Source organism: Streptomyces avidinii (assembly GCF_014650695.1).
Taxonomy (GTDB): Bacteria; Actinomycetota; Actinomycetes; order Streptomycetales; family Streptomycetaceae; genus Streptomyces; species Streptomyces avidinii.
On sequence record NZ_BMVL01000016.1, the window covers coordinates 16,480 to 41,207 of the forward strand.

General features: G+C 73.5%; 21 protein-coding genes. 8 read left to right on the top strand and 13 right to left on the bottom strand.

The features are described from left to right. The first annotated feature begins 28 nt into the window (after window positions 1–28). Window positions 29–274 carry a DUF397 domain-containing protein gene (locus IE257_RS31230; RefSeq protein ID WP_189973222.1) on the top strand — a complete coding sequence of 82 codons (246 nt, stop codon included), beginning with the start codon at window positions 29–31 and terminating at the stop codon, window positions 272–274. Window positions 275–356: 82 nt separating this feature from the next. On the opposite strand, the gene IE257_RS31235 is transcribed toward IE257_RS31230, so the two are convergent. From IE257_RS31235 to eccB, 4 genes are all read right to left on the bottom strand, one after another. After that, the gene (locus tag IE257_RS31235; protein WP_189973223.1) at window positions 357–662 is read right to left on the bottom strand and encodes a WXG100 family type VII secretion target; all 306 of its coding nucleotides are present in this window, start codon (window positions 660–662) and stop codon (window positions 357–359) included. 42 nt (window positions 663–704) lie between these two features. Further along, window positions 705–1,055 (bottom strand): hypothetical protein, encoded by a 351-nt coding sequence (locus IE257_RS31240; protein WP_189973224.1) that lies wholly within the window; start codon window positions 1,053–1,055, stop codon window positions 705–707. A 213-nt stretch (window positions 1,056–1,268) separates the two neighbouring features. Next, complete coding sequence (gene mycP / locus IE257_RS31245; protein WP_229920766.1) at window positions 1,269–2,594, bottom strand: type VII secretion-associated serine protease mycosin; 1,326 nt, start codon at window positions 2,592–2,594, stop codon at window positions 1,269–1,271. An 11-nt stretch (window positions 2,595–2,605) separates the two neighbouring features. After that, the gene (eccB, locus tag IE257_RS31250; protein WP_189973225.1) at window positions 2,606–4,183 is read right to left on the bottom strand and encodes a type VII secretion protein EccB; all 1,578 of its coding nucleotides are present in this window, start codon (window positions 4,181–4,183) and stop codon (window positions 2,606–2,608) included. Between the two features lie 258 nt (window positions 4,184–4,441). Here eccB and eccE point away from each other — a divergent pair, with 258 nt between their 5' ends. The 3 genes from eccE (at window position 4,442) to IE257_RS31265 (ending at window position 9,037) form a co-directional block, all read left to right on the top strand. Continuing rightward, window positions 4,442–5,716, top strand: a complete 1,275-nt coding sequence (gene eccE / locus IE257_RS31255) for a type VII secretion protein EccE (protein WP_189973226.1) — start codon at window positions 4,442–4,444, stop codon at window positions 5,714–5,716. Further along, on the top strand, window positions 5,713–6,411 hold the full coding sequence (locus IE257_RS31260) for a hypothetical protein (RefSeq protein ID WP_189973227.1): 699 nt from the start codon (window positions 5,713–5,715) through the stop codon (window positions 6,409–6,411). Before eccE ends, IE257_RS31260 begins: the two co-directional genes overlap by 4 nt. Window positions 6,412–6,520: 109 nt before the next feature. Next, window positions 6,521–9,037 (top strand): SCO5717 family growth-regulating ATPase, encoded by a 2,517-nt coding sequence (locus IE257_RS31265; protein ID WP_189973228.1) that lies wholly within the window; start codon window positions 6,521–6,523, stop codon window positions 9,035–9,037. An 83-nt stretch (window positions 9,038–9,120) separates the two neighbouring features. Here the strand turns inward: IE257_RS31265 and IE257_RS31270 are convergent, their stop codons facing one another. From IE257_RS31270 to rimP, 9 genes are all read right to left on the bottom strand, one after another. Next, window positions 9,121–10,077 (bottom strand): bifunctional riboflavin kinase/FAD synthetase, encoded by a 957-nt coding sequence (locus IE257_RS31270; RefSeq protein ID WP_189973229.1) that lies wholly within the window; start codon window positions 10,075–10,077, stop codon window positions 9,121–9,123. A 127-nt stretch (window positions 10,078–10,204) separates the two neighbouring features. Then, the gene (locus IE257_RS31275) at window positions 10,205–14,206 is read right to left on the bottom strand and encodes a trypsin-like peptidase domain-containing protein (protein WP_189973230.1); all 4,002 of its coding nucleotides are present in this window, start codon (window positions 14,204–14,206) and stop codon (window positions 10,205–10,207) included. 295 nt (window positions 14,207–14,501) lie between these two features. Next, entirely contained in the window at window positions 14,502–15,410 is a 909-nt protein-coding gene (gene truB, locus IE257_RS31280) for a tRNA pseudouridine(55) synthase TruB (RefSeq protein ID WP_189973231.1), read from the bottom strand. Continuing rightward, window positions 15,407–15,868, bottom strand: a complete 462-nt coding sequence (gene rbfA, locus IE257_RS31285; protein ID WP_189973232.1) for a 30S ribosome-binding factor RbfA — start codon at window positions 15,866–15,868, stop codon at window positions 15,407–15,409. The genes truB and rbfA overlap by 4 nt, the downstream gene beginning before the upstream one ends. Before the next feature lie 28 nt (window positions 15,869–15,896). Further along, a complete protein-coding gene (locus IE257_RS31290) occupies window positions 15,897–16,190 on the bottom strand; it encodes a DUF503 domain-containing protein (RefSeq protein ID WP_030651158.1) in 294 nt (97 codons plus the stop codon). A 184-nt stretch (window positions 16,191–16,374) separates the two neighbouring features. After that, window positions 16,375–19,500, bottom strand: coding sequence for a translation initiation factor IF-2 (infB, locus tag IE257_RS31295; RefSeq protein WP_189973233.1), 3,126 nt, complete (start codon window positions 19,498–19,500; stop codon window positions 16,375–16,377). A gap of 141 nt (window positions 19,501–19,641) precedes the next feature. Then, window positions 19,642–19,935, bottom strand: a complete 294-nt coding sequence (locus IE257_RS31300) for a YlxR family protein (protein WP_189973234.1) — start codon at window positions 19,933–19,935, stop codon at window positions 19,642–19,644. A 145-nt stretch (window positions 19,936–20,080) separates the two neighbouring features. After that, window positions 20,081–21,091, bottom strand: coding sequence for a transcription termination factor NusA (gene nusA, locus IE257_RS31305; protein WP_189973235.1), 1,011 nt, complete (start codon window positions 21,089–21,091; stop codon window positions 20,081–20,083). A gap of 2 nt (window positions 21,092–21,093) precedes the next feature. Continuing rightward, complete coding sequence (gene rimP, locus IE257_RS31310; RefSeq protein ID WP_030386337.1) at window positions 21,094–21,591, bottom strand: ribosome maturation factor RimP; 498 nt, start codon at window positions 21,589–21,591, stop codon at window positions 21,094–21,096. A 166-nt stretch (window positions 21,592–21,757) separates the two neighbouring features. On the opposite strand from rimP, the gene IE257_RS31315 reads away from it, so the two are divergent. From IE257_RS31315 to IE257_RS31330, 4 genes are read left to right on the top strand one after another with little or no spacing between them, the layout of a single operon-like run. Then, window positions 21,758–22,291 carry a hypothetical protein gene (locus IE257_RS31315; protein WP_189973236.1) on the top strand — a complete coding sequence of 178 codons (534 nt, stop codon included), beginning with the start codon at window positions 21,758–21,760 and terminating at the stop codon, window positions 22,289–22,291. Then, the gene (locus IE257_RS31320) at window positions 22,288–22,755 is read left to right on the top strand and encodes a ferritin-like domain-containing protein (protein ID WP_229920767.1); all 468 of its coding nucleotides are present in this window, start codon (window positions 22,288–22,290) and stop codon (window positions 22,753–22,755) included. Before IE257_RS31315 ends, IE257_RS31320 begins: the two co-directional genes overlap by 4 nt. Window positions 22,756–22,771: 16 nt before the next feature. Then, on the top strand, window positions 22,772–23,674 hold the full coding sequence (locus tag IE257_RS31325; RefSeq protein WP_189973237.1) for an aminoglycoside phosphotransferase family protein: 903 nt from the start codon (window positions 22,772–22,774) through the stop codon (window positions 23,672–23,674). Window positions 23,675–23,716: 42 nt separating this feature from the next. Then, window positions 23,717–24,682: a slipin family protein gene (locus IE257_RS31330; RefSeq protein ID WP_189973238.1), complete on the top strand. Its 966-nt coding sequence runs from the start codon at window positions 23,717–23,719 to the stop codon at window positions 24,680–24,682. Window positions 24,683–24,728: the final 46 nt, after the last annotated feature.

A 24,728-nucleotide genomic window follows, 5' to 3' on the forward strand; every position in this document is an offset into this window, starting at 1 on the left:
GACCGCACCACCGAGGGAAAGGCCGCTCATGGGCACCCAGCAGGAGAAGGACGAGCTGTACGCGCTCGACATCAGCGGTGTGGAGTGGGAAGGGCCGCCGGGGACCAGCCCGGACGAGGAGCGGGTCGAGATCGCCCGGCTCCCGGAGGGGGCGGTCGCCATGCGGTCGTCGCTGGACCGGGAGACGGTGCTGCGCTACACCGCGGCCGAGTGGGAGGCCTTCGTGCTCGGTGCCAGGGACGGCGAGTTCGACCTGGACCGCCACCAGCCCTGAGCGGGCGGCAGGATACGCCGAAGGGGCGCGCCCGGTACGGGCGCGCCCCTTCGGCTTCGCGGGACCGGGGTCCCTGCCCGGCTCAGTAGGCCTCGGTGAAGAGGGTCGAGGCCCGCTTGTCGGTGGCGCGGTAGTCGTCCTTGCCGCGCTCGATGAGCTTGGCGACCTTCTCCAGCTCCGTCTGCATGGTGTTGGCCTTGCTCTTGTACTTGCCCTGGAGGGTGACGTACTCGCGGTGCGCCTCACCGTCCCAGGTGTCGGTGACGACCTTCAGGGCCTGTTCCATCTGCTCCAGGTCCTTGATGATGTTCCCGGAGACGATCCGGATGCGGTCCGCCATCTGCTGGACGGACTCATACCGGACCCGGGTACCGTCGTTCGCCGTCATGCTCTTCTCCTTCTCGCTGTGACCGACTGAAAAGCGGCGCTGTCAGATGCCGTCGAGGCCCGAACGGGGGCCGTTGCCGGACTGCGACGGCTGGACGGCGTTCTTGAACGCGGCACGCACCTCGTCGTCCTGGGCGTTGCTGAGGTTCTTCGTCTGGGCCACCGCGTTGTGCAGGACGCCGAGCAGCCGACGGATCTCGTCGTGGCTGTCGTTGAGCGTCGACTGGGCCGTGATGAAGCCCGAGGCGCCCACACCGGTCCAGCCGGCGCTCACGGTGGCGATGATGTCGGCCAGCTCGCGGGCCTGCTTGGTGACGGCGGTGCCCGTCTCCTCGATCTTGTTCTTCGCCTGGACGACCGGATCGTCTGCAAGTCCGAAGGTGTTCGTGCTCATCGAAGCTCCTCACTTCTCAATTCGCCGGCAGAACCGGCGGATTGCGCAGCGGAGCGGACGTACCTGGCGCGGTTGTGAGCCACGCGCCCCGGGTTGTCCCCCTCCGCTTCACGCGATCCCCCGATCACACTCGTGAAGCCTGGTGTCACTCTAGCCAGTTCATCGCCCAGCCCCAACACCGGTGGGGGGCTTCCGTAGATGAACTGTGACCGTTCACTGCAAACGGCGTCGGCGGTTGCGGGAGTCCCGGACGACCGTCGCGGTACCCGCGATGACGGCGATCAGGACGGCGCCGATGCCGAGAGCGTACGTGCCGAACCTCTCCTCGCGCTCCTGGGCCGTCTCGGTGAGCCGGAGCGCCGCCGCCTCAGGGGCCGTCGCCGGGGGTGGACCGGGGTCCGGAACCGGGGCCTTCGGGGCCTGCTGGTCGTGGGAGAGCGCGCGCACCGGGTCGACGACGCCCCAACCGACGTAGTCGTCACGGCCGTTGACGGCACGCTCGGCGGTGTTCTGGATCTGCCAGACGATCTGCTGCGCGGACCAGTCCGCGTGCTTGGCACGCAGCAGGGCGGCGACGCCGGCGACGTACGGCGCGGAGAAGCTGGTGCCGTTGTCGATGCACTGGCCGAAGCCGGGGACGGTGGAGACCATGTCGACGCCGGGCGCCGCCACCCCGATGAAGTCACCGGGCTGGGAGAACACGGCCCGCTCGTTGTTGCGGTCCGAGGCACCCACGGCGAGCACTCCGGGGAAGGCCGCCGGGTAGGTCTTGCGCTTCTCGCCGCTCGTGCCGTCGTTGCCCGCCGAGGCCACCACCACGATGTTGGCGGCGACGGCCTTCTGGACCGCCTTGCCGAGCTCGGAGTCGGCGGAGAGCTGTGCGTCGGTGTCCTGTGAGATGTTGATCACCTGGGCGCCCTTGGCCACCGCGTGGTCGATGGCCTGGGCCAGGGACAGGGCGTTGCCCTTGCCCTGCCCGTCGTTCTGCCGGATCGGGATGATCGTGGCGTCCGGGGCCAGCCCGACGAAGCCGGTGCCCTCCTGGGGGCGCGCCGCGATCAGCCCGGCGACCTTGGTGCCGTGGCCGATGGTGTCGGTCGTGCCGTCGCCGCCCTTGGGGTCGACGAAGTCCTTGCCGGCGCCGGTGTCGAGGGCCGCGCTGAGCTGCGGGTTCGCTCGGTCCACACCGGTGTCGATGACTGCGACGCGGACGCCGGCGCCGTTCTTGTCCTTGCCCTTGGTCTGGGCCCAGAGCTCGTCGAGCAGGAGCCGCTGGAGCGCCCAGGGGCGGTCGGCGATCTGCTTCTTCATCGGGAAGGTGCACTCCCCCGCGCCGTCGAGGCGCAGCACGTACGGGGACTGCGCGTACGGGGACTGCGCGTACGGGGACTGCGCGTACGGGGACTGCGCGTACGGGGACGGCGGCGCGGGAGCCGCCTCGGCGGCCGAGGCCGCCCCCGCGCCGCCGGAGGCCAGGGCGAGGGCGAAGGCGGCGGCCAGGAGCGCCCGCCGGGGCGCGTGGGTGTGGGTGTGGGTCATCAGCGGCTTCCTCACGAACCCTGGGGCTGGCGGGCCGAGTTGGTGTCCAGCCGCGGCCCCTTGGAGAGGAACTCCGACCACGCGATGGGCACCATGGCCGGGCTGACGCCGCCGTAGCCGAGCCGGACCTGCGCCTGGCTGGCCTCGGGGCGGGCGTCCGTACCGGTCTTCGACTGGTCGGGCGCGCCGATCTTCGACTGCTCGGCGTCGCTGTCGCCGTTGGCCTGGACGGCGTACCGCAGCCCGGTGTCGGTGACCAGGAACAGGGAGCCGCCGGCCGTCGTCTGCTTGCCCTGGACCTGGGTGTAGAGCAGGCCCGAGCCGGGGGTGACGTACGCGCTGGTGCCGCTGGCGGTGATGTCGACGGGGAAGCCGGTACCGGCCCAGGTGCTCAGGGTCTGGTTGCCCTGGCCGTCGACCGAGCGCAGGACGCTGCAGACGGTGTCGCGGTTGTTGGCCCCGCCGGTCTGGGTGCCCGCGGGCGGTGCCGTCTGGTTGATCCGGTCGGTCTTCTTCTGCGGCCACCTGACCTCGCCCGCGAACGGGGCGGCGTCCGGGTTGATGGACTGGAGGTCGACCTCGCGGGCCTTGCCGTGCATGTTGAGGCCGTCCGTCGCGGGCGCCGAGATCAGCAGCCAGGCGACGAAGTCGGAGACCGGCGCGACCTTCCCGGGCAGCACCACGTAGTGCTGCGCGCCGGAGCCCGTCTGCGCCTTGAGCACCATACCGACCTTGTTGTCGGCGGTGCCCAGGCCCTTGACCCCGGCGTCGGAACCGGCCTTGCCGGGCAGCGGCGGGAACGACAGCTCGTCGCCGGAGTTGAGGGTGCCCAGCCATTCCGGGGTGACCTGCTGCGGGGTGGCGCCGGTGCCGACCAACGCGTTGGTCATCGTCCCGGCGGCAGGGGTGCCCTCCGGGAACTTGTACTTCGTCCCGGCCGCGTCGATCAGGTAGCGCTCCTGACCCGCGCCGGTGCTCTGCACGTACAGCGACTGGGTGTCGGTCAGCCTGCGGGCGTCGTCCGTCTTGGCCGCCTCGCGGTCGGCGAGGACGAAGGTGGCGGTCTGCACGCCACGGCCGTTGCCACCCGGCTGCTGGCAGACGGCCCAGCGCTTGGCCTTGCCCGCGTCGTCCTTGGAGGGCAGCCGGTCCGGGGCGTACGGGATACCGATGATGGGGCCGCGCGGCGGTTTGCCCGCGTCCAGGACCTTGTCCTCGACCTGGATCACCTTGAACTTCTTGGGATCCAGGAGGAGTCGGGCGGACGCGAGGTTCAGCACCGGGTGCAACCGGGTCTGGTCCTTGCCGCCCACCTTCGTCGTCAGGACCACGTACCGGGTGGTCGAGTCCTTGCCGACGATGACCCGGGTACCCGGTTCCGCCCAGCCCTTGGGGGCCGTCGGCTTGAACATGCCCCAGGCGCCGAACCCGGCGAGCACCAGCGCGCCCACGATCACCCCCGGCAGGACCGCGCGCAGCGGGCGCGGCGCGCCCTCCTCGGTGCCCGTGGCGGATGGCTGGAGGAACGCGGCCACCGTGCGCCGCTTCGCAAAGGTGTACGCGTTGAGCTCATCACGTCGTGATGCCATGACCGCCTGCTTCTCCCCGCACGGCCCGGCCGGTGAGTACGGTCCCCGGGCCTCGATTGTCCGACCGGGCACCTACTATGCCTCTTGACCGACGGTATGCAGGGGCCGGGTAGGGTGAGGCTGCCGCTCAGCCCCTTCCGCACCGGGTTAATCAGGGCTTGTTGGGGTGGATTGGGGAGATTCCGGGGTCGTGCGGCAGTCGTCGCGCAGCGCCGGAACTCATGGGGTCCGGCCCCGGAAAGGGGAAGTGCGCGAGTGATGGCCACCGCGACGGAGCAGCAGACCGGCGCGCCCGCACCGGCGCGCGGCGGGGTGACGCCGCATCCGAAGTCGAGCCCCGGCCGCTTCGGTCCGTTCCGACTGCAACAGCTCGTTCTGCTTCAAGTCGCGGCAGCCGCCCTGCTGGTGGCCTGGGTCGTCGAACCGCTGCTGCTGGTCCCCACCGGCGTGCTGGCGCTCGTCCTGGTGGTGCTCGCGGTCGTACGCCGCCACCAGCGCTCCCTGCCCGAATGGATCGGCGGCGCGCTCGCGCTGCGTTCACGCCGACGCCGGGCCGCGGCCTTCACCGTGCCCGCGGGCACCGAACCGGGCCTCGCCCCGCTGGTCGAGGCCGATCCGGCGCTGCGCACCCTCACCTTCGGCGACCGGGACCGACGGCCGGTCGGGATGATCGGTGACGGGACCTTCCTGACCGCGGTCGTCCAGGTGGACACGGACGCCACGGCGCTCCGGCCCGACCGGGCGGCGCGACCGCTGCCGCTCGCCGTCGTACGGGACATCCTCGAAGTGGACGGCATCCGGCTGGAGTCCGCACAACTCGTTCAGCACACCCAGCCCGCGCCCGCACCGCACCTGCCCGCCCAGTCGATGGCGACGCGCAACTACGCGCCGCTGCAGGCGCGAACGGGAACCCCCGCGGTCCGCCTGACGTGGATCGCGCTCAAGCTCGACCCGGAGCTGTGCCCGGAGGCCGTCACCGCGCGCGGCGGAGGGCTGCCCGGGGCGCAGCGGTGCCTGGTGCGCGCTGCGGACCAGTTGGCGAGCCGGCTGGCCGGAGCCGGGTTCACGGCCACCGTGCTGACCGAGCAGGAGCTGACGGCGGCGCTCGCCACGTCCTCGTGCGCCAACCCGATGGCGATCACCCAGGCCGGGCGGTCGAGCAGCACCGGGCGGCGGACCGAGGAGACCTCGCGGACCTGGCGCTGCGACGACCGGCGGCACACGACGTACTGGATAGGCCGCTGGCCCCAGCTGGGCGGCGCCGGCTCGGCCGCGCTGCCGCAGTTCGTGGCGCTGCTGACCTCGCTGCCCGCGCTGGCGACGAACTTCAGCCTGACGATGGCCCCGGCGGAGCGACAGGGCGTCACCCTGACCGGACACGTACGGGTGACAGGACGCAGCGACGAGGAACTCGTCGCTGCGCGGCGGGAGTTGGAGAGGACGGCGCGCGGCGTGAAGACCGGGCTGGTGCGCCTCGACCGTGAACAGGTGCCGGGGCTGCTGGCTTCGCTGCCGCTGGGAGGGGCTCGATGAGGGGCGGTTTCGGGCTGGTCGGTCCGCGCCGGGAGCGGCACGTGGTGCCCGCCGCGGACCTGGACCTGCTGGCGCTGCCCGTCGGGGACGACGGGGTCGTCATCGGGGTGGACGCCGAGGGCCGGTCGGCGGTGCTGGGCATCAACCGGCCGACGCCGTACGAAGTGACGCTGATCGGCGGGCTCTGGACGGCGCAGGTACTGGCGCTGCGCGCGGCGGCCACGGGTGCGCGCGTGGCGGTGGAGACCGGCCGTGGTCAGGTGTGGTCCGGGCTGGCCCAGGCGGCGGGCGGCGGACAGCAGTGCGTGACCCTGCACGAGGTGGGCCGGATCCCGCCGCAGGGTGCGTCGGCGGGCAGCCCGGTGCTGGTGATCCGCGACTGCGGGATGCGGCCGCCGCGCGGGCGGGTGGTGGCCGGTCCGTGGCAGGCGGTGCTGACCCTGCTGCCGTACCTGAGCCCGACGGCGCCGCGGCTGCTGCAGCAGTCGTCCCTGGTGGGCGTGCAGCGGGTGTCCCCGGACGAGGCGGAGCAGATCGGCCGTCTGATGCGGCTCCCCCGGCAGGCGGTGGATTCGCTGCCGACGCTGGGTGACGGGGTGACCCTGTGGTGCACCCCGCGGGACCGGCAGTTCGTGATGACACAGGGGACGGACGCGGAGACGGGCCTGCTCGGCGGGGCCCGGCGCATCGACTGAGCCGGCGGCCCCCTGAGGGGGGCGGACAGCGATGTCGGGGCCCGATTAGGCTGGGTCCGGGCGCGGCGAGGTGGGCGCCGGACCAGTGTGCGACAGACCAGGAGGACCAGTGAGCGGCGATCGGAACGAGAGGCGCGGCGGGACGTGGGACGTCCCGACGGACGATCAGTCCGACGCGGAGCCCGAAGTCACGGGCGAGTTCACCATCGACTACACCCCGCCGGCCTGGTACATGCAGGGCGGGGCCCCGGCGGCGCAGGTGCCGGGACTGCCCGAGGGCAGCGGCTTCGAGCCCCACCGCCCGTCGGAGCTGGAATCGCCCTCGACGATGCGCATCGCTCCGCCCGCACCGCGGACCCCGTCCGACGGCGCGGGTCTGCCGGCCCCGTTCCCGCCCGCCCCCGCGGCGCCGGTCGACGCGGCGCCCGTGTACCCGGCTCCGGCTCCGGCCCCGGCTCCGGAACTGCCGTACGCGACACCCGCCCCGGCCCCGGCCCCCATCGCATCGCCGGCTCCTGTGGAGTCCGCCCCGCCCGTGACGCCCCCGGCTCCGGCCCCTGCTCCGATCGAGGCCCCGGCATCGGCTCCGGCCGAGGCTCCCGCTCCCACTCCGGCTCCGTCCGAGGCTCCCGCTCCGGCTCCGTCCGAGGCTCCCGCTCCGGCTCCGGAACTGCCGTACGCGGTGCCGGCCCCGACGCCGGTTCCTGCACAGGCCGAGGCGGCGCCTCCGGCCCCGCCGGAGTCCGCCCTGCCCTTCGCGGCTCCGGCTCCCGCTCCCGCTCCCGCTCCCGCTCCGGTCGAGGATGCGCCGCCCGCGCTCGAAGTCCCGGTCCCGATCGACGAGGTGCCCGTACCGGTCCCCGCGGCTCCGGTGGAGGAGATCGCTCCGCAGCCCGATGCCGCTCCGGCTCCTGCTCCTGCTCCTGCTCCTGCTCCTGCTCCTGCCGACGCCCCGCCCGCGACGCCCTTCCCCGCGCTGCCCCCCGTCGACGGGGTCACGCCGTACCCGGCGCTGGCGCCGGTGCCGGTCGCCGACTCGGTGACCGAGGCACCGCCGGCGCCCTGGGCCGGACCGCAGGACACTCCCGCCGAGGGAACGCCCGTACTGCCGCCCGCCGAGCAGTCGGCCGCTCAGGCGCCTGCCGCGATCAGCCCTGCGGACGCGCCGCCGGTGCCCGCCGCGGAGACCCCGTTCGGCGGACCCGCCGGCGAACTGTCGTCGCCGCCCCCCGCCTTCGGGACGCCCGACGCGTACCCGTTCCCGCCGCCGGCTCCCGTACCTCCGCAGCCCCAGCAGCCGCAACCGCCCCAGCCGCAGCACTACGACCCCCGCACCGCCGGACAGTGGTCCGCCGGGCCCGGTCAGCAGGCCCCGCAGCACCAGCCGCAACAGCAGCCGCAGCCGCAGCCGCACGACCCGCGCTACTCGGCCGGCCAGACCGGCGGCGGGGCGCCCCTCGGCTACACCGCCGCCGTCGAGCTGTCCTCCGACCGCCTGCTGCGCAACAAGCAGAAGCCGAAGAACAACAACAACGGCGTCGGCGGCCGGTTCCGCTTCGGCGGCAAGGCGGCCGAGGCGGAACGCCAGCGCAAGCTGGAGCTGATCCGCACCCCGGTCATGTCCTGCTACCGCATCGCCGTCATCAGCCTCAAGGGCGGCGTCGGCAAGACCACGACCACCACCGCCCTCGGTGCCACCCTCGCCACCGAGCGCCAGGACAAGATCCTGGCCATCGACGCGAACCCCGACGCCGGTACCCTCGGCCGCCGCGTCCGCCGCGAGACCGGCGCCACGATCCGGGACCTGGTGCAGGCGATCCCGTACCTGCACTCGTACATGGACATCCGCCGGTTCACCTCGCAGGCTCCCTCCGGTCTGGAGATCATCGCCAACGACGTGGACCCTGCCGTCTCCACGACCTTCAACGACGAGGACTACCGCCGCGTCATAGAGACGCTGGGCCGCCAGTACCCGATCATCCTCACCGACTCGGGCACCGGCCTGCTCTACTCCGCCATGCGCGGCGTCCTGGACCTGGCCGATCAGCTGATCATCATCTCGACCCCGTCGGTGGACGGTGCCAGCAGCGCCAGCACCACGCTCGACTGGCTCTCCGCGCACGGGTACGCCGACCTCGTCTCACGCTCCCTCACGGTCATCTCCGGGGTCCGCGAGACCAGCAAGATGATCAAGATCGAGGACATCGTGCAGCACTTCGAGACCCGCTGCCGCGGAGTGGTCGTGGTGCCCTTCGACGAACACCTCGCGGCCGGCGCCGAGGTCGACCTCGACATGATGCGGCCCAAGACGCGCGAGGCGTACTTCAATCTCTCCGCGCTGGTGGCCGAGGACTTCCTGCGGGCACAGCAGCAGGCCCCGCAGGGTCACTGGGGCGCGCCGCAGCAGCCCCAGGCTCCCCATCAGGCGTACCCGCAGCCCCCGCAGCAGCCCCAGCAGCCGCAGCCGTACGGCCAGCCCCAGGGACAGCCCCCGTACCAGCAGCCCCCGCAGCCCTACGGCCAGCCGTACCCGCAGCCCGGCCAGCCGTGGCAGCAGCCCCCGGCCCCGCAGCAGCAGCAGCCTCCGCATCCCCAGCAGCCCCCGCGGGACCCGCGCCTCGGCTGACGCCGACCGCCGGGCCGCCGACCGGCGACAGCAAGAAGGGCCCGTACCACCCCGAGGGTGGTACGGGCCCTTCCGCGTCTTCGTCAGCGCTTCGCGTCGTACGCGTCCGTCAGTACCCGCGCCCGCTTCACATCGTCCGCGATCGCTTCCAGCAGCCCGTCCAGCGATTCGAACTTCGCCATCCCCCGCACGTAGGCGAGGAAGTCGACGGCGACGTGCATCCCGTACAGGTCGAGGCCCACGCGGTCGATCGCGTACGCCTCCACGGTCCGCTCGGTGGCGTCGAACTGCACGTTCGTCCCCACCGAGATCGCCGCCGGCATCCGCTCGCCGTCCGCCGTCAGCCAGCCCGCGTAGACCCCGTCCGCCGGGATCGCGGTGTGCGGCTGGGTCTCCACGTTCGCCGTCGGGTAGCCGAGTTCCCGCCCGCGCTGCGCACCGCGCACCACGACGCCCTCGACCCGGTGCGGACGCCCCAGGATCTCGGCCGCGCCGTCCATGTCGCCCTCGGCGACCAGCCTGCGCGCGAGCGTCGAGGAGAACGGCACCCCGCCGCCCGCCTCGCCCCGCTCGACCAGGTCGACGACGTCGACCTCGTAGTCGTAGGTGGAGCCCAGCTCGCGCAGGAAGTCGACGTTCCCTGCGGCCCGGTGACCGAAGCGGAAGTTCGGACCCTCGATGACGGCACGCGCGTGCAGCTTGTCGACGAGGACCTTCACGATGAAGTCGGCCGGGGACAGCTGGGAGAACTCCGCCGTGAACGGCAGGATCAGCAGCGCGTCGACGCCGAGTCCGGCCATCAGCTCGGCACGCCGGTCGTACGGGGCCAGGATCGGCGGGTGGCTGCCGGGGCGCACCACCTCGCTCGGGTGCGGGGCGAAGGTGACCACCACGGACGGCACGCCGAGCTCACCCGCAGTGGCCACCGCCCGTCCGATGATCAGCTGATGTCCCCGGTGCACGCCGTCGTAGGAGCCGATGGTGACGACGCTGCGTCCCCAGTCCTGGGGGATGTCCTCCAAGCCACGCCAGCGCTGCACTGTGACCGCTCCTCGCCCGAACCCGGTTGGTCCTTGAACTGATTGCCGATTGCAGGTCTAAGACTGCCATGCCCGTGGCCGGTGCCCCGCATCGGCATCTGACTGGATCGGCCCGCCGTGTCTGTCGTCACGTCACATCCGCGGCCGCCCTGCTGAGGGTCTCCACCGTCCGACGGGCGCTCGGCCCCAGCAGGGCCGCCGCCTCCGCCTCCGCCCTCGCCAGCCAGCGGGCCACCAGCGCCCCGAAGGCCGGTTCGGCCCGGGCCAGCTCCACCGTCCGCCGCTCGAAGACCGCCGGCCCGCCCGGGACGCGCAGCAGCTGCCGTCCGGTGCGCCGCAGCAGCTCCCGCGTACGGTCCTCCTGGCGCGCGCAGGCCCCGGCCGCCACGGCCTCGAGGAACACGTCGAGCACCTGCGGATCGGCCTCCTCGCGCAGCAGGGTGTCGGCCAGCTCCCCGCGCAGCGGGTGCGAGGCCTCCGAGCCCGGCGCGGCCAGTACGACCGCCAGCGCGGCGCGCACCACGGCCGGGGCGCCGAGGAGCAGGTCCAGGACCAGGGGCCGCACCACCGAGGCGGCGGCCGGGCCCTGGTCGAGCCGCCGGTCGACGAAGAAGGCGGCGTGCGGCGCGTCCCCGGGGCTCCGCGCGAGATGCTCCCGTACGAGGTCACCCGCGCGCCGGGCCAGCCCCGGCGTGGTCAGCCCGGCCAGGGCGCGCACCACCTCCCCGTCGGCGCGGGCCCGCAGGGCGGCGAACACCTCGTCCGGATCGGGCAGGACGGGCAGGGCGGCGACCAGAGCCTCCGCGGGCAGCCGGGAGCCGGGCTCGGGATCCCGGAAGCAGGCGAGGGCATCGGGCAGGTAGCGGCCGCGCACCTGGGGGTCGCGCAGCAGGATCGCGAGGGCGCTGCCGTGCAGGGTGGCGTCGGCGGGTCGGGCGAGCAGGGCCCGGGCGGCGCGGCGCAGCAGCTCGCGGTCGGCGGGGGTGCGGAGGTGCGGGGAGGTGGCGAGCCCGTAGGCGGCCGCCGCGACCCGGCGCTCGGGGCGTTCGTCGTGTGCCCAGCGGTCGACGGCCCGGCACAGGGCGGAGGGCTCCTCCTCGGCGAGTACGGCCAGCAGCTCGTCGGCGCGGGGGTGCGCGGCGGTGACGAGCGCTTCGGTGAGGTCGTCCACGGCGAGGGCGCGGTGGGTGTGGAGCAGGGCCTGGGCGGCGGTGGCGACGGTGGCCCCGGGGCGGCCGCGCAGCCTGCGGCCGTCGGTGAACCAGGCGCAGAGCAGGGGCTGTGCGCGCTGCGGGTCCCGGACGAGGCGGCGGGCCGCGGCGTCGAGGAAGCGGTCGCCGGGGACCGCTTCGGCGGGGTCGGCGGGCAGCAGACGGCGCAGCAGGTCGAGGCGGTCGGGCTCGGGCAGCCGCAGCCGGTTCCAGAACCAGCCGCCGAACTCCCCCGGGCCGACGCGGGCCACGTGCTCGGCGAGGGCGTGCAGGACGGGGAGGTGCGGGCGGGCGTCCGGGGCCCGGAGCAGGGTCTCCCGCAGCAGCCGGGCGGCCCACCAGGCGCGGTCGGGGGTGGCCCGATCGGGTTCCTCGGCGATGCGGTTGAGGCGGTCGACCAGCGCGGTGAGCTCCCTGCGCAGCGGGTCGGGGGCGAGCCGGCGCAGGGCCTCCAGGATCGGCCCGATCCGGTGCCGGGGCACGGGCAGGCCGGGGACGGCGGGTCCGTGGACGAGGAGGCCGAGGGCGGTGGGGGCGTCGAGGTGGCCGGCCTGGATCCAGTCGGACAGCTCCTCGTGGGCGAAGCGGTAGCCGGGACCGGCGGGCACCAGCAGGCCCTCGGTGAGCACGGCGGAGGCCCATCCGGTGCGCCACGGGAAGAGTTCCTCGAAGGCGGCCCGGTCCAGCTGCCCCTGCCCGGGCCCCAGGGCGCGCCGCGCGGCCTCGTGCACCCGGCCGGCCACGCGCGCCGCGAGCCGGCGGACGCCGGGGCCGTGCACCCGGGCGCCCCCGGCGTCGGCGCAGGCCGCGGCGATGCGGACGGCGGCGCGCAGGCACAGCAGGTCCAGGTGTGCGGCGAATACCTCGTCGCGGCCGGGGCGGCCGGCGGTGACCTCGGCGGCGCGGATCCCGGCGAGCAGGTGCAGGGTGAGCGGATGCCGGGCGTCGGCCTCCCGGACGGCGTCGGCGGGGATGCCGAGGCGGGCCCGGGCGGTCTCGGCCTCGGCGGGGGCGAGTTCCGCGAGCGGGAGGGCGGGCGGCAGCCGCCGGGCGGGGCGGGCCGGGGTGTGCAGTGCCTCGGGCGGGTAGAGGGCGCCGGCCCGTTCCCAGTACTCGGGCCGGGCGGCGACGACCAGCCGGGCCCCGGTGCCGCGCAGCCACTCGGCGGTGGCGGCGGTCCAGGGGCCGAGCCGGTGGGCGAGTTCCGGCGGCATCTCCTCGGGGGCATCGAGCACGACGAGCAGCCCCCGCCCGGCCCCACCGGCCAACCGCGCGACCTGTTCGGCAATGCCGCCGACCGCGCCGCCGCTGCCCGACACGGTGCCGGTGCCCGGGCCGCTGCCGGTACCCGCCGTCGGGCCGGTGCCCCGGTCGGCGCCGGAGCCTTCGCCCGCCGCCTGAGCCGGGCATGCGCCCAGGCCCGTGCCGCCGGCCGGTCCGCTGCCGGTGCCGGTCCCGGGACCCGTGGCGGTGGCCGTGGCCGTGGCCGCGCCTGCACCCCGGTCCGTGCCGACGCCCGTGCCGGAGCCGGTTCCCCGGTCCGCACCGGTGGGTGGGCCGGTCCCCGAGCCGGTGCTGATGCCTGTCGCCGGACCCATGCCCGAACCAGTGCCGGTACCGGTGCCCGTGTCCGGGCCGATGCAGGCGCCGGTGTCCGTCGCCCGGCCACTGCCCCACCCGGTGCCCGCCGCCCTGTCCGTGTCCATGGCCGCGCCGGCGCCCCAGCCAGTGCCCGGGGCCGGGGCCGGGGCCGGGGCCGGGGCCGGGGCCGGGGCCGGGGCCGGGTCGGGGGGTGTCTCGTCGTCGCCGGGCTGGTCCGGCGTGGGCGGTCGGTGCGCGGGCGGGGATCCTGCGACCGCCGCGGGGCCGTCGGTGCTCGGCACCGGCGCCCGACGGGCGGCCCCCGCCGCGCGCTCGTCGGTGCACGGGACCGGCCCCACGGCGGGAGCCACCGGCTCACCGGCCGTGGAGACGATTCGGGACGCCGTCGTCAGGGCCCGTGTCGCGGCCTCGGCCAGGGAGGTGTCCCCGGTGCGCAGGTCCGCCCCGCGCAGCCAGAGGGTCGGGGCGGGGCGGGCCCCGTGGGCCCGGCGGACGGCCAGTGCGGCCAGTTCCGTGGTGCGGCCCGTGCCCGGGTCCCCCACGAGGCCGAGGACCGGGCGGTCCCCGGAGGTGAACGCGGCGAGTTCGGCGGCCACGGCCGGGCGCTCCACGGGCTCCGGCCCGTCCGAGCGGAGGCAGGCGCCGAGGGTGGTCGCGGTCAGCTCCAGCGCCCCGGCGAGGTTCAGGTCGGCGCCGTGACCGGGCACGGTCGCGGCGTTGCGCTCCAGGAGGGCGGCCAGCGGGCCGTCCGGGTCTGCTCCGGCCGCCGCCCGCAACGCCACCGCGAAGCCCCCGGAGCGGTGCTCCGCCCGCAGAGCGGTGCCCAGTACCGCGAGCACCGCTCCGGTCCCGGCGTCGAGCACCGGGCCCCCGCAGGCCTCCCCGCCGAGCCGCAGCGCGTCCCGGCCGTCCGTACCGATCGCCAGTTCCACGGCCACGCCAGCGGGCACCGCGTGGGTCCGCGCCGCCGCCGGGTACGTGGCCTGCGCGCCCCCCAGCACCCGCGCCTGCCGCCATCCCCGCGCGGGCAGCCGTACGTAGGTCCCGGGATCGATCACCTCGCGCAGCGCCACCGGCAGGGGCCGGACCCCGAGCCCGTCGGTCCGTACGAGCGCCAGCGCGAGCCCCGGCAGGACGGTCACGTCCGCCGCCTCGGCCAGCCAGGTCCGCCCGGCGGGTCCCGGCGCGTGCAGCACCACCCGGGTCAGGCCGTCGACGGCCTCGTGACTGGTGACCACCGTCCCGCGGTCGTCGGCGACGAATCCGCTGCCGCGCGCCCGCCCGCCGGGATCGCAGATCTTGACGAGCTCCGCCATGGCCGCACCACTCCCCGCACTGCTCCCCCGCAACGCCCCGTGCTCCGACGGTAGGCAGGTGAAGATCAGCACGAAAAGCACGCGAGGCGAAAGCGCCCCCTTACGCTCCCTCCATTCACTCCGAGCGCCTGCTCGGACGGGTGAATACAGGGGTCGGGGTGGATAGAGACCTACCCGAGGGGGGTCGTGGAGCGGTGAGCAGCAGTACCTGTGCGCTCACCGCTCCACGTCAACACCCGGTGACCGGGTGCACGAACCGGATCGGTCGACCGCCGGGATCGGCGGCCGACCGGGATCAGGCGAAGACCGCGAGGGACTTCGCCTTTCCGTTCTTGTTCTCGACGAGCCCGAGCAGCTGCCCCTGCGGCCCGAAGACCGCGACCGTGCGACCGGCCGCGTACTCCTCCGGCATGTCGATCCGCACGCCGTTGGCGAGCAGCGAGGCCCGTCGGGCGTCCAGGTCCCAGCGCGGGAAGGCCGCGGCGGCCGCCTCGCCGATGGGCATGACGGTCAGCTCCTCCTGGAGCTGGTCCAGGGTGCGCGCCCGGTCGAGCTTGTACGGGCCCACCCGGGTGCGCCGCAGCGCGGTCAGGTGCCCCCCGACGCCGAGGTCGGCGCCCAGGTCACGGGCGAGGGCGCGGATGTACGTACCGCTGGAGCAGACGACGGAGACGACGAGGTCGACGACCTTCGTGCCGTCCTCGGCCTCGGCCTCGCGCATGTCGTACACCTGGAACGACGAGATGGTCACCGGCCGGGCCGGGATCTCGAAGTCCTCGCCGTCACGGGCGCGCTTGTAGGAACGCACGCCCTTGATCTTGATGGCGCTGACCTTGGACGGGACCTGCATGATCTCGCCGGACAGCTTGGCGATGCCCTCGTCCACGGCCTCCCGGGTGACCCCGGCGGCGTCCGTGGAGGAGGTGATCTCGCCCTCGGCGTCGTCCGTCAGGGTGTCCTGGCCCAGGCGGATCGTGCCGAGGTACTCCTTCTCCGTGAGCGCGAGGTGGCCGAGGAGCTTGGTGGCCTTCTCCACGCCCAGGACCAGCACACCGGTCGCCATCGGGTCGAGCGTGCCGGCGTGGCCGACGCGACGGGTCTTGGCGATCCCGCGCATCTTGGCGACCACGTCGTGCGAAGTGAAGCCGGACGGCTTGTCGACGATGACAAGGCCGTCCGGAGTCTTCCCTGCGTTGGTGCTCATTCCGCGGCTGCGTCCTCGTCCGAGTCGTCGGCGTCCTCGCCCGGCTTCTTGTACGGGTCGGCCTCGCCGGCGTACTGGGCGCCGGAGGAGACCTCGCGCACCTGGGCGTCGGAGGTGCGCGCCTTCTCGAGGAGGTCCTCGATGGTCTTGGCGTTCTCCGGGAGGGCGTCCGCGACGAAGGTCAGGGTGGGCGTGAACTTGGTGCCCGCCGCCCGGCCGACCGCGGACCGCAGCACGCCCTTGGCGCTCTCCAGGCCCGCTGCCGCGCTGGCGCGGTCCTCGTCGTCGCCGTAGACCGTGTAGAAGACCGTGGCCTCCCGCAGGTCGCCGGTGACCCTGGTGTCCGTGATGGTCACGTGCGTACCGAGGCGGGGGTCCTTGACACCGCGCTGCAGCTTCTCGGCCACCACCTCCCGGATGAGGTCCGCCAGCTTCTTCGCCCGCGCATTGTCGGCCACTGGTCCGTCTCCTTCTTATGTCTTGCTATCAGTCTTCATCACCGTGGAGGCGCCGTCGTACGGACAGCAGCTCCACTTCCGGACGCGCCGCGACCAGCCGCTCGCAGCGGTCCAGTACGTCCGAGAGGAACCCCGCGTCCCCACTCACCAGCGCGACCCCTATGCGGGCCCGGCGGTGGAGGTCCTGGTCACCCACTTCGGCCGCGCTCACCGAGAACTTCCGTTGGAGCTCGGCGACGATGGGCCGGACGACAGAGCGTTTCTCCTTCAGCGAGTGGACGTCGCCGAGGAGCAGGTCGAAGGACAGAGTCCCCACGTACATGCAGTTCCGGATATCCCGCCGGTGCGGGTTCGGTGGCCTGCCGGGCCGTCGCCCGGAAGGATCACCCGGCGCTCGCGCGGCCGGGTCACCAGAACCGTACACGCAACGGCCGGGGCCGATCGACGGATATTCCGCCGACCGGCCCCGGTGCTACGAGCTACGACACGTGCGATGTGCCTCGCGCTTACGCGCGGGGCTTCTCGCGCATCTCGTACGTCGCGATGACGTCGTCGATCTTGATGTCGTTGAAGGAACCGAGGTTGATACCACCCTCGAAGCCCTCGCGGATCTCGGTGACGTCGTCCTTGAAGCGGCGCAGACCGGAGATGGTGAGGTTCTCGGCGACGACCTTGCCGTCGCGCAGGAGCCGCGCCTTGGTGTTGCGCTTGACCTCGCCGGACCGGATGAGGACACCGGCGATGTTGCCCAGCTTGGACGAGCGGAAGATCTCGCGGACCTCCGCCGTACCGAGCTCGACCTCTTCGTACTCCGGCTTGAGGAGACCCTTCAGGGCCGCCTCGATCTCCTCGATGGCCTGGTAGATCACCGAGTAGTAGCGAACGTCGACGCCCTCGCGGTCCGCCATCTGCGCGGCACGGCCGGCCGCACGGACGTTGTAACCGATGACGATGGCGTCGGAGCCCATCGCCAGCGAGATGTCGGACTCGGTGACCGCACCCACACCGCGGTGCAGGACGCGGATGTCGACCTCTTCACCGACGTCGAGCTGGAGCAGCGAGGACTCGAGAGCCTCGACCGCACCGGACGCGTCGCCCTTGATGATGAGGTTGAGTTCCTGGACCAGACCGGCCTTGAGGACCGAGTCGAGGTCTTCCAGGGACACCCGGCGGACGCGCTTGGCGAAGTTGGCGTTGCGCTCACGCGCAGCACGCTTCTCGGCGATCTGACGGGCGGTGCGGTCCTCGTCGACGACGAGGAAGTTGTCGCCGGCGCCGGGGACGTTGGTGAGACCCAGGACCAGGACGGGGGTCGACGGACCCGCTTCCTCGACGTTGTTGCCCTTGTCGTCGAGCATGGCGCGCACTCGGCCGTAGGCGTCGCCCACGACCATCGTGTCGCCGACGCGGAGGGTACCGCGCTGGACGAGGACGGTGGCGACGGCACCGCGGCCGCGGTCGAGGTGGGACTCGATCGCAATACCCTGAGCGTCCTGCTCCGGGTTGGCGCGCAGGTCGAGCGAGGCGTCGGCGGTGAGGACGACGGCCTCGAGCAGGGAGTCGATGTGCAGACCCTGCTTGGCGGAGATGTCGACGAACATCGTGTCGCCGCCGTACTCCTCGGCGACCAGACCGAACTCGGTGAGCTGACCGCGCACCTTGACCGGGTCGGCACCCTCGACGTCGATCTTGTTGACCGCGACGACGATCGGGACGCCGGCGGCCTTGGCGTGGTTGAGCGCCTCGATCGTCTGCGGCATGACGCCGTCGTTGGCCGCGACCACGAGGATCGCGATGTCGGTCGACTTCGCACCACGGGCACGCATGGCGGTGAACGCCTCGTGACCCGGGGTGTCGATGAAGGTGATGCGACGCTCTTCGTCGTTGACCTCGGTGGAGACCTGGTACGCACCGATGTGCTGCGTGATGCCGCCGGCCTCGCCCGCAACGACGTTCGTCTTGCGGATGGCGTCGAGCAGTCGGGTCTTACCGTGGTCGACGTGACCCATGACGGTCACGACCGGCGGACGCGGCATGAGGTATTCCTCGCCGCCCTCGTCCTCGCCGAACTCGATGTCGAAGCCCTCGAGGAGCTCGCGGTCCTCTTCCTCCGGGCTGACGATCTGGACGACGTAGTTCATCTCGCCGGCCAGCATTTCGAGCGTCTCGTCGGAGACGGACTGCGTGGCAGTGACCATCTCGCCGAGGTTCATCATCACGGCGACGAGCGACGCCGGGTTGGCGTTGATCTTCTCCGCGAAGTCGGTGAGGGAAGCACCGCGCGACAGGCGCACGGTCTCGCCACCACCGCGCGGCAGCATCACGCCGCCGACGGACGGGGCCTGCATGGCCTCGTACTCCTGGCGCCTCTGACGCTTGGACTTGCGACCACGACGGGCCGGACCACCGGGACGACCGAAGGCGCCCTGCGTGCCACCACGGGCACCGGGACCACCGGGACGACCACCGAAGCCGGGACGACCGCCGCCACCGGCACCGGCCGGACCGCCGCCGAAGCCGCCGCCACCGGGACGCGGGCCACCGAAGCCGCCACCGCCGCCGGGACGCGAGCCCGGACCGGCCGGACGACCGGCGAAGCCGCCGCCCGCGGGACGACCGGCACCGCCACCGGGACGGGCACCGCCCGCACCGGGACCACGGCCACCGGGGCCGCCACCGGGACGGGGACCGGGACCACCGGCAGCGGGACGCTGCGGCATCATGCCCGGGTTGGGACGGTTACCACCGGGAGCACCACCGGGACGCGGGGCGCCGCCCTGCGGACGCGGCATGCCGCCCGGGGTCGGACGACCTGCACCGGCACCCTGCGGACGCGGAGCGCCGCCGGGACCACCCTGCGGGCGCGGAGCACCCTGGCCGCCACCGGCGCCGGGGGCACCGGGACGGGGCGCGCCGGCCGGACGGGGCGCCTGCGGGCGCGCCATGCCGGTGGAGCCGCCGGAGGTGAAGGGGTTGTTGCCCGGACGGGGACCCGCCGGACGAGCGCCCTGGGGACGCGGGGCCGAGCCGGGTGCACCGGCGGGGCGCTGCCCCTGGGCACCGGGAGTGGCGCCGGCCGGGCGCGGGGCGCCGGGACGGGCGCCGGCCTGGCCACCCTGACCCTGGGCCGGACGCTGCTGCGCCGGACGGGGGCCGGGAGCGGCGGCGGCGGGACGCTCGGTGCGCGCCGGGGCGGCCGGAGCCGCCGGAGGCGCGGAGAACTCGGTCGCCACGGGCGCCGCCGGAGCGGGCTTCGGGGCGGCCGGAGCCTTCGGGCCGGGACGCGGGCCGGAGGCGGCCGGCGTCACGGGCGCTGCGGCCGGAACCTCGGCGGCGGCCGGCTTGGGGGCCGGCGCTCCGGGCTTCGGGGCAGCAGGACGTGCCGCAGCGGCCGGGGAGGGCGCTGCGGGCTTGGCGGGCGCGGCCTTGCGGGGCGCGCCGGGCTTTGCAGCGGACTTGCCGGCGTTGCCGCCGGGCCCCTGCAGTGCGTCAGTCAACTTGCGTACAACCGGCGCCTCGATCGTCGAGGACGCCGAACGGACGAATTCACCGAGTTCTTGGAGCTTGGCCATGACGACCTTGCTCTCCACCCCGAACTCCTTGGCGAGTTCGTATACCCGGACCTTAGCCACTTCGCTCCTTTTAGGTCCGGGTTACGCCGGACCGTCGCTACTTCATGGGCGTACTCATCGCGTACTCATCGAGTGCTCATCGCAATCTCGACCTACTTCCAACTCGCGAGGTACCTGACCGCACGGGGTATCCGTGCCGTACTACTTCATTACGGTGTGCCCGGCCTCGCCGGCCACGGCATTGCGCAGGTTCTCCGTGTCGAGCGCTCCGGCGGACCGAAGGGCCCGGGGGAACGCTCGTCGCCGGATCGCCTGGTCGAGGCAGACCACGGCAGGGTGCACGTAGGCACCCCGTCCCGGCCGCGTACCGCGTGGATCGGGGACGCATGCGTCCCCGTCCGCCACGACGCGCAGCAGATCGTTCTTGGCCGCTCGCTCCCGACACCCCACACAGGTGCGTTCGGGGCATGCGCGGGCTTGCGTCCGGCCAGACACGCCTAAGTCTACCTCCCCGCACCGACCTCTCTCCCGACAAGTGGCGGGGGAAAGATCGAACGGCTGTCGTGTTGTCCTGTATCCGCCGCCGGAGCGGCGGCCGTGCACCCTGTCTACCGTCCGGGCAAGCCCGGACGGTACCGGTTTATTCCCCGTCCCGGTCCCGGTCGGCGTCGGGCGCCGTCTCGGTGTCGGGGCGGATGTCGATGCGCCAGCCGGTGAGCCGCGCGGCGAGGCGGGCGTTCTGGCCCTCCTTGCCGATGGCCAGCGACAGCTGGTAGTCCGGCACGGTCACCCGGGCGGACCGGGAGTCCCAGTCGACGACCTCGACCTTGCTCACCCGGGCGGGTGACAGCGCGTTCGCGACCATCTCCGCCGGGTCGTCCGACCAGTCGACGATGTCGATCTTCTCGCCGTGCAGCTCGGCCATGACGTTGCGCACGCGGCTGCCCATCGGGCCGATGCAGGCGCCCTTCGGGTTGAGACCCGAACGGGTGGACCGAACGGCGATCTTGGTGCGGTGACCGGCCTCACGGGCGATCGCCGAGATCTCGACGCTGCCGTCGGCGATCTCCGGGACCTCCAGCGAGAAGAGCTTCTTCACGAGGTTGGGGTGGGTGCGCGAGAGGGTCACGGACGGACCGCGAACACCCTTCGCCACGCGGACGACGTACGCCTTCAGGCGCAGACCGTGCGTGTACTCCTCACCGGGGACCTGCTCCTGCACCGGCAGGATGGCCTCCAGCTTGCCGATGTCGACGAGGACGTTCTTGGGGTCCTTGCCCTGCTGGACGACGCCGGTGATGACGTCGCCCTCACGGCCGGCGAACTCGCCGAAGGTCAGGTCGTCCTCGGCGTCACGCAGACGCTGGAGGATCACCTGCTTGGCGGTCGTCGCGGCGATCCGGCCGAAGTCCGACGGCGTGTCGTCGAACTCCTTGGGCTCCTGGCCCTCTTCGAGATCCCTCGGGTCTTCCGTCGCCCATACGACCACGTGACCGTTGGTGCGGTCCAGCACGACGCGAGCGCGGCGGAAGCTCCCCTCGGTCCGGTGGTACGCGATGAGGAGGGCCGACTCGATCGCCTCGACGAGCAGGTCGAAGGAGATCTCCTTCTCCCGGACCAGACCCCGCAGGGCACTCATGTCGATGTCCACGGCTACGCCTCCTCTTCCTTCTTGTCCTTGCGGTTGAACTCGATCTCGACACGCGCCTTGGCGATGTCGGTGAATGCGATACGCCGGGCGGTCGCCTTGCGGCCCTTCACGCCCGGGACTTCGAGGTCCAGGCCCTCGTCGTCGACTTCGAGAATGCGGGCGATCAGTTCCCCGCCCTCGGCGAGCTGGAACTTCACGAGACGGCCGATCGCCCGTACGTAGTGACGGTGCTCGGTCAGCGGGCGGTCGGCGCCCGGCGAGCTCACTTCGAGGACGTACTCGTCCTCACCCATCACATCGGTTTCGTCGAGCTTGTCGGAGACCTCGCGACTCAGCTCCGCACACGCGTCCAGCTCCACGCCCTCGTCGGAGTCCACGATGATCCGCAGCATCCGGCGCTTGCCCGCCCGGGACATCTCGATCTCTTCGAGGTCCAGGCCCTTGGCGGCGACGAGCGGCTCCAGCAGTCCGCGCAGCCTGTCGCTCTGGGTGGTGCTCATCCGGGTGACTCCTCGGCCGCGTGTGCTGTTGTGATTTCCGTCGTGTGTCAGGTCAAAGGGTATCCGGTGTCGGAGGGTGTTGCCGTCCGCCCTGTGGACAGGGCCCCGGGTACCGTGATCACACCCTGCCCCGCCATCGCCCCGTCATCACCCGGAGGACGTCGCCGTGCCCTGGACTCTGCCTTCGAGACCCTCGCGCAGGAGCCTGCTCGCCGGAGCGGCCGGCGCCGCGTTGCTGACCGGGTGCTCCATCGACCGTGCGACCGACGCGGCCCTCACGATTCCACTCGAACGGCGGATGCGTGAGACGTCCGTCCGTGACAGTACGCGACTGCTGGAACGTTACGACGCCACCGCGGCCGCCCATCCGGCCCTGGCCACCCGTCTCGCTCCGCTGCGCGCCGCCGTCGCCGCCCACGCCGCTGCCCTCTCCCCCACCCCTGCGGATCGCCCCTCGCCCGCCCCGTCCCGGTCCGGCGGCACGGGGGCGGCCGCGCCCGCGGCGAGCGGTGAGCCGGTGCCGCCGAAGCCCGAGGAGGCCCTGACCGCCCTCGCGGACGCCGAGCGGAGCCTGTCCGAGTCCCGGACGATCGACCTGGCCGGGGCCCCTGCGGAGCTGGCCCGGCTGCTGGCCTCGGTGGCCGCCTGCGGCGCCGTACACGCGTACCTGCTGACCTCGAACCCCGGAGCGACCTCGTGAAGCCCGAACCCTCCCCCGCCGGCGGAGCTCTGGAGGCCGCCCAGGCCGCGCTCGCCGCCGAGCACGCGGCGGCGTACGGCTACGGGGTGATCGGCGCCCGGTCCACCGGCGCACGTGCGACGCAGGCGCGGGAGTCGTACGGCGGCCACCTCGCGCGCCGGGACGCGCTCGCCCGGACCGTGCGCCAGCTGGGCGGCGCCCCCCGGCCCGCCGAGGCCGCGTACGCCCTGCCGTTCGAGGTGCGCACCCCGGCGGACGCCGAGCGGCTGGCCGCCGAGATCGAGGACCGGGTGGCCGGCGCGTACTCCGATCTGGTGCGCGCGGCGGAGGGTCCGCTGCGCCGCGAGGCGGCCGACGCGCTGAGCGCGGCGGCCGTGCGCGCGGCACGCTGGCGCGGTGTCGGCGTAGCCTTCCCTGGGCTCGCGGAACGCGCTGACGAGGCGCAACGGGCCCAGCACAGCTGAAAGGGACCACGCACGCATGGCTTTCGAACCGCCGCAGCGTCTCGTACGGGCGCTCGGCGAGATGCCGGAGACGGCGCAGGACGCGGACTGGCTGGGGCAATTGCCCCGACTCACCGAGGCGGCGCTGTCCCGGCGCGGGGTGGAGGCCCGGCGGGTGCAGGCCCCGGGCGGCCGCAGCAGCCTGGTGGTCCTCGTCACCTACGCCGACGGGACGCCGGCCGCGCTGAAGCTGGCGCCCCCGCACGCCCGGCCCGACCGCGAGCTGGCCGCGCTGGCCCACTGGGGCGGCTTCGGGGCCGTACGGGTCCTCGACACGCGGCACCACGACGACGACGGGGCGCTGCTGCTGGAGCGGCTGCACCCGGAGGTTTCGCTGCGCTCGCTGCCGGAGGCGAAGGCCCTGCTGGAGGCGAGCGGCACACTGCGCAGGCTGTGGGTGGCGCCGCCGGCCGGCCACGGGTGGGAGACGGTCGCGGATCGCACCGAGCAGCAGTCGGCGGCCCTGCGGGCGGCCCCGGCGGAGGTCCGGGCCCTGGCCGACACGGCGCTGGCGATGCGGGCGGAGCTGGTGGCGGCTCCGCCGGAGGAGCTGCTGCTGCACGGGAACTTCCGGCAGGGCAAGGTGCTGGCGGGCGAGCGGGCGCCGTGGCTGACGGTGGGTCCCGATCCGCTGGTCGGTGAGCGGGCCTACGACCTGGCACGGCTGGTCCGGGACCGGCTGGAGGACCAGGTGGCGTCCTCGGCCGGGGCTGCGGGGGCCCGGCGCCGGGTGAACAAGCTGGCCGACGCGCTGGACGTGGACCGGGAGCGGCTGCGGGGCTGGACGCTGTTCCGGGCGGTGGAGTCCGGCAACCGCGCGCTGGCCGCGGGGCGGCGCCGGGACGCGGAGCTGCTCCTGGAGTTCGCGGCCTGGCTGTAGGGCATACCGTAGGTAGGAAGGTATGTCCGGCAGGGGGCCGTCATGGTCGAAGAACTGCTGACAGCGGCGATCGCCACGGGTGTGGGCGTCGTGGTCTACGTGGGTGCCGCGGCCCGGGTGGTGAAGCAGTACGAACGGGGCCTGGTCTTCCGTCTCGGCAGGCTGCGCGAGGAGATCCGCGGGCCCGGTTTCACGACGGTCGTTCCCTTCGTCGATCGGCTCCGCAAGGTGAACATGCAGATCGTGACGCTTCCGGTGCCCGCGCAGGAGGGCATCACCCGGGACAACGTCACGGTGCGGGTGGACGCGGTCGTGTACTTCAAGGTCGTCGACCCGGCGAGCGCGATCGTGGCGGTGGAGGACTACCGCTTCGCCGTCTCGCAGATGGCGCAGACCTCGCTGAGGTCGATCATCGGAAAGTCCGACCTCGACGATCTGCTGTCCAACCGGGAGATGCTCAACCAGGGCCTGGAGCTGATGATCGACAGCCCCGCGGTGGGCTGGGGCGTTCAGATCGACCGGGTCGAGATCAAGGACGTGTCCCTGCCGGAGACCATGAAGCGGTCGATGGCGCGGCAGGCGGAGGCGGACCGGGAGCGCCGGGCCCGGGTGATCAACGCGGACGCGGAGCTGCAGGCCTCGCACAAGCTCGCGGAGGCGGCGGAGGTCATGTCGGAGCAGCCGGCGGCGCTCCAGTTGCGTCTGCTGCACACGATCGTGGCGGTCGCCGCCGAGAAGAACTCCACGCTGGTACTGCCGTTCCCGGTGGAGCTGTTGCGCTTCCTGGAGCGCTCGGCGCCACCGCCTGCGGCGGCCCCCGCGCGGAAGGAACCGGCCCCGGCCGGCCCGGCTTCCGAAGGCCCCGGGCCGGCCGCGGTCGCGGACGCCGACGCCGACGCCGATGCGCTCGAAGGGGCTCCGGTTCCGGACGCACTCGGTGGGCCGGCGGACGGCCTGATGCTGGACGCGCCTGCGCCGGAGCAGGAACGGGACGGGCTGCGCGATTAGCCGCTGCGCGGAGCCTTCTCCCCGCCCCTCACTTGCTCCCTTTCCC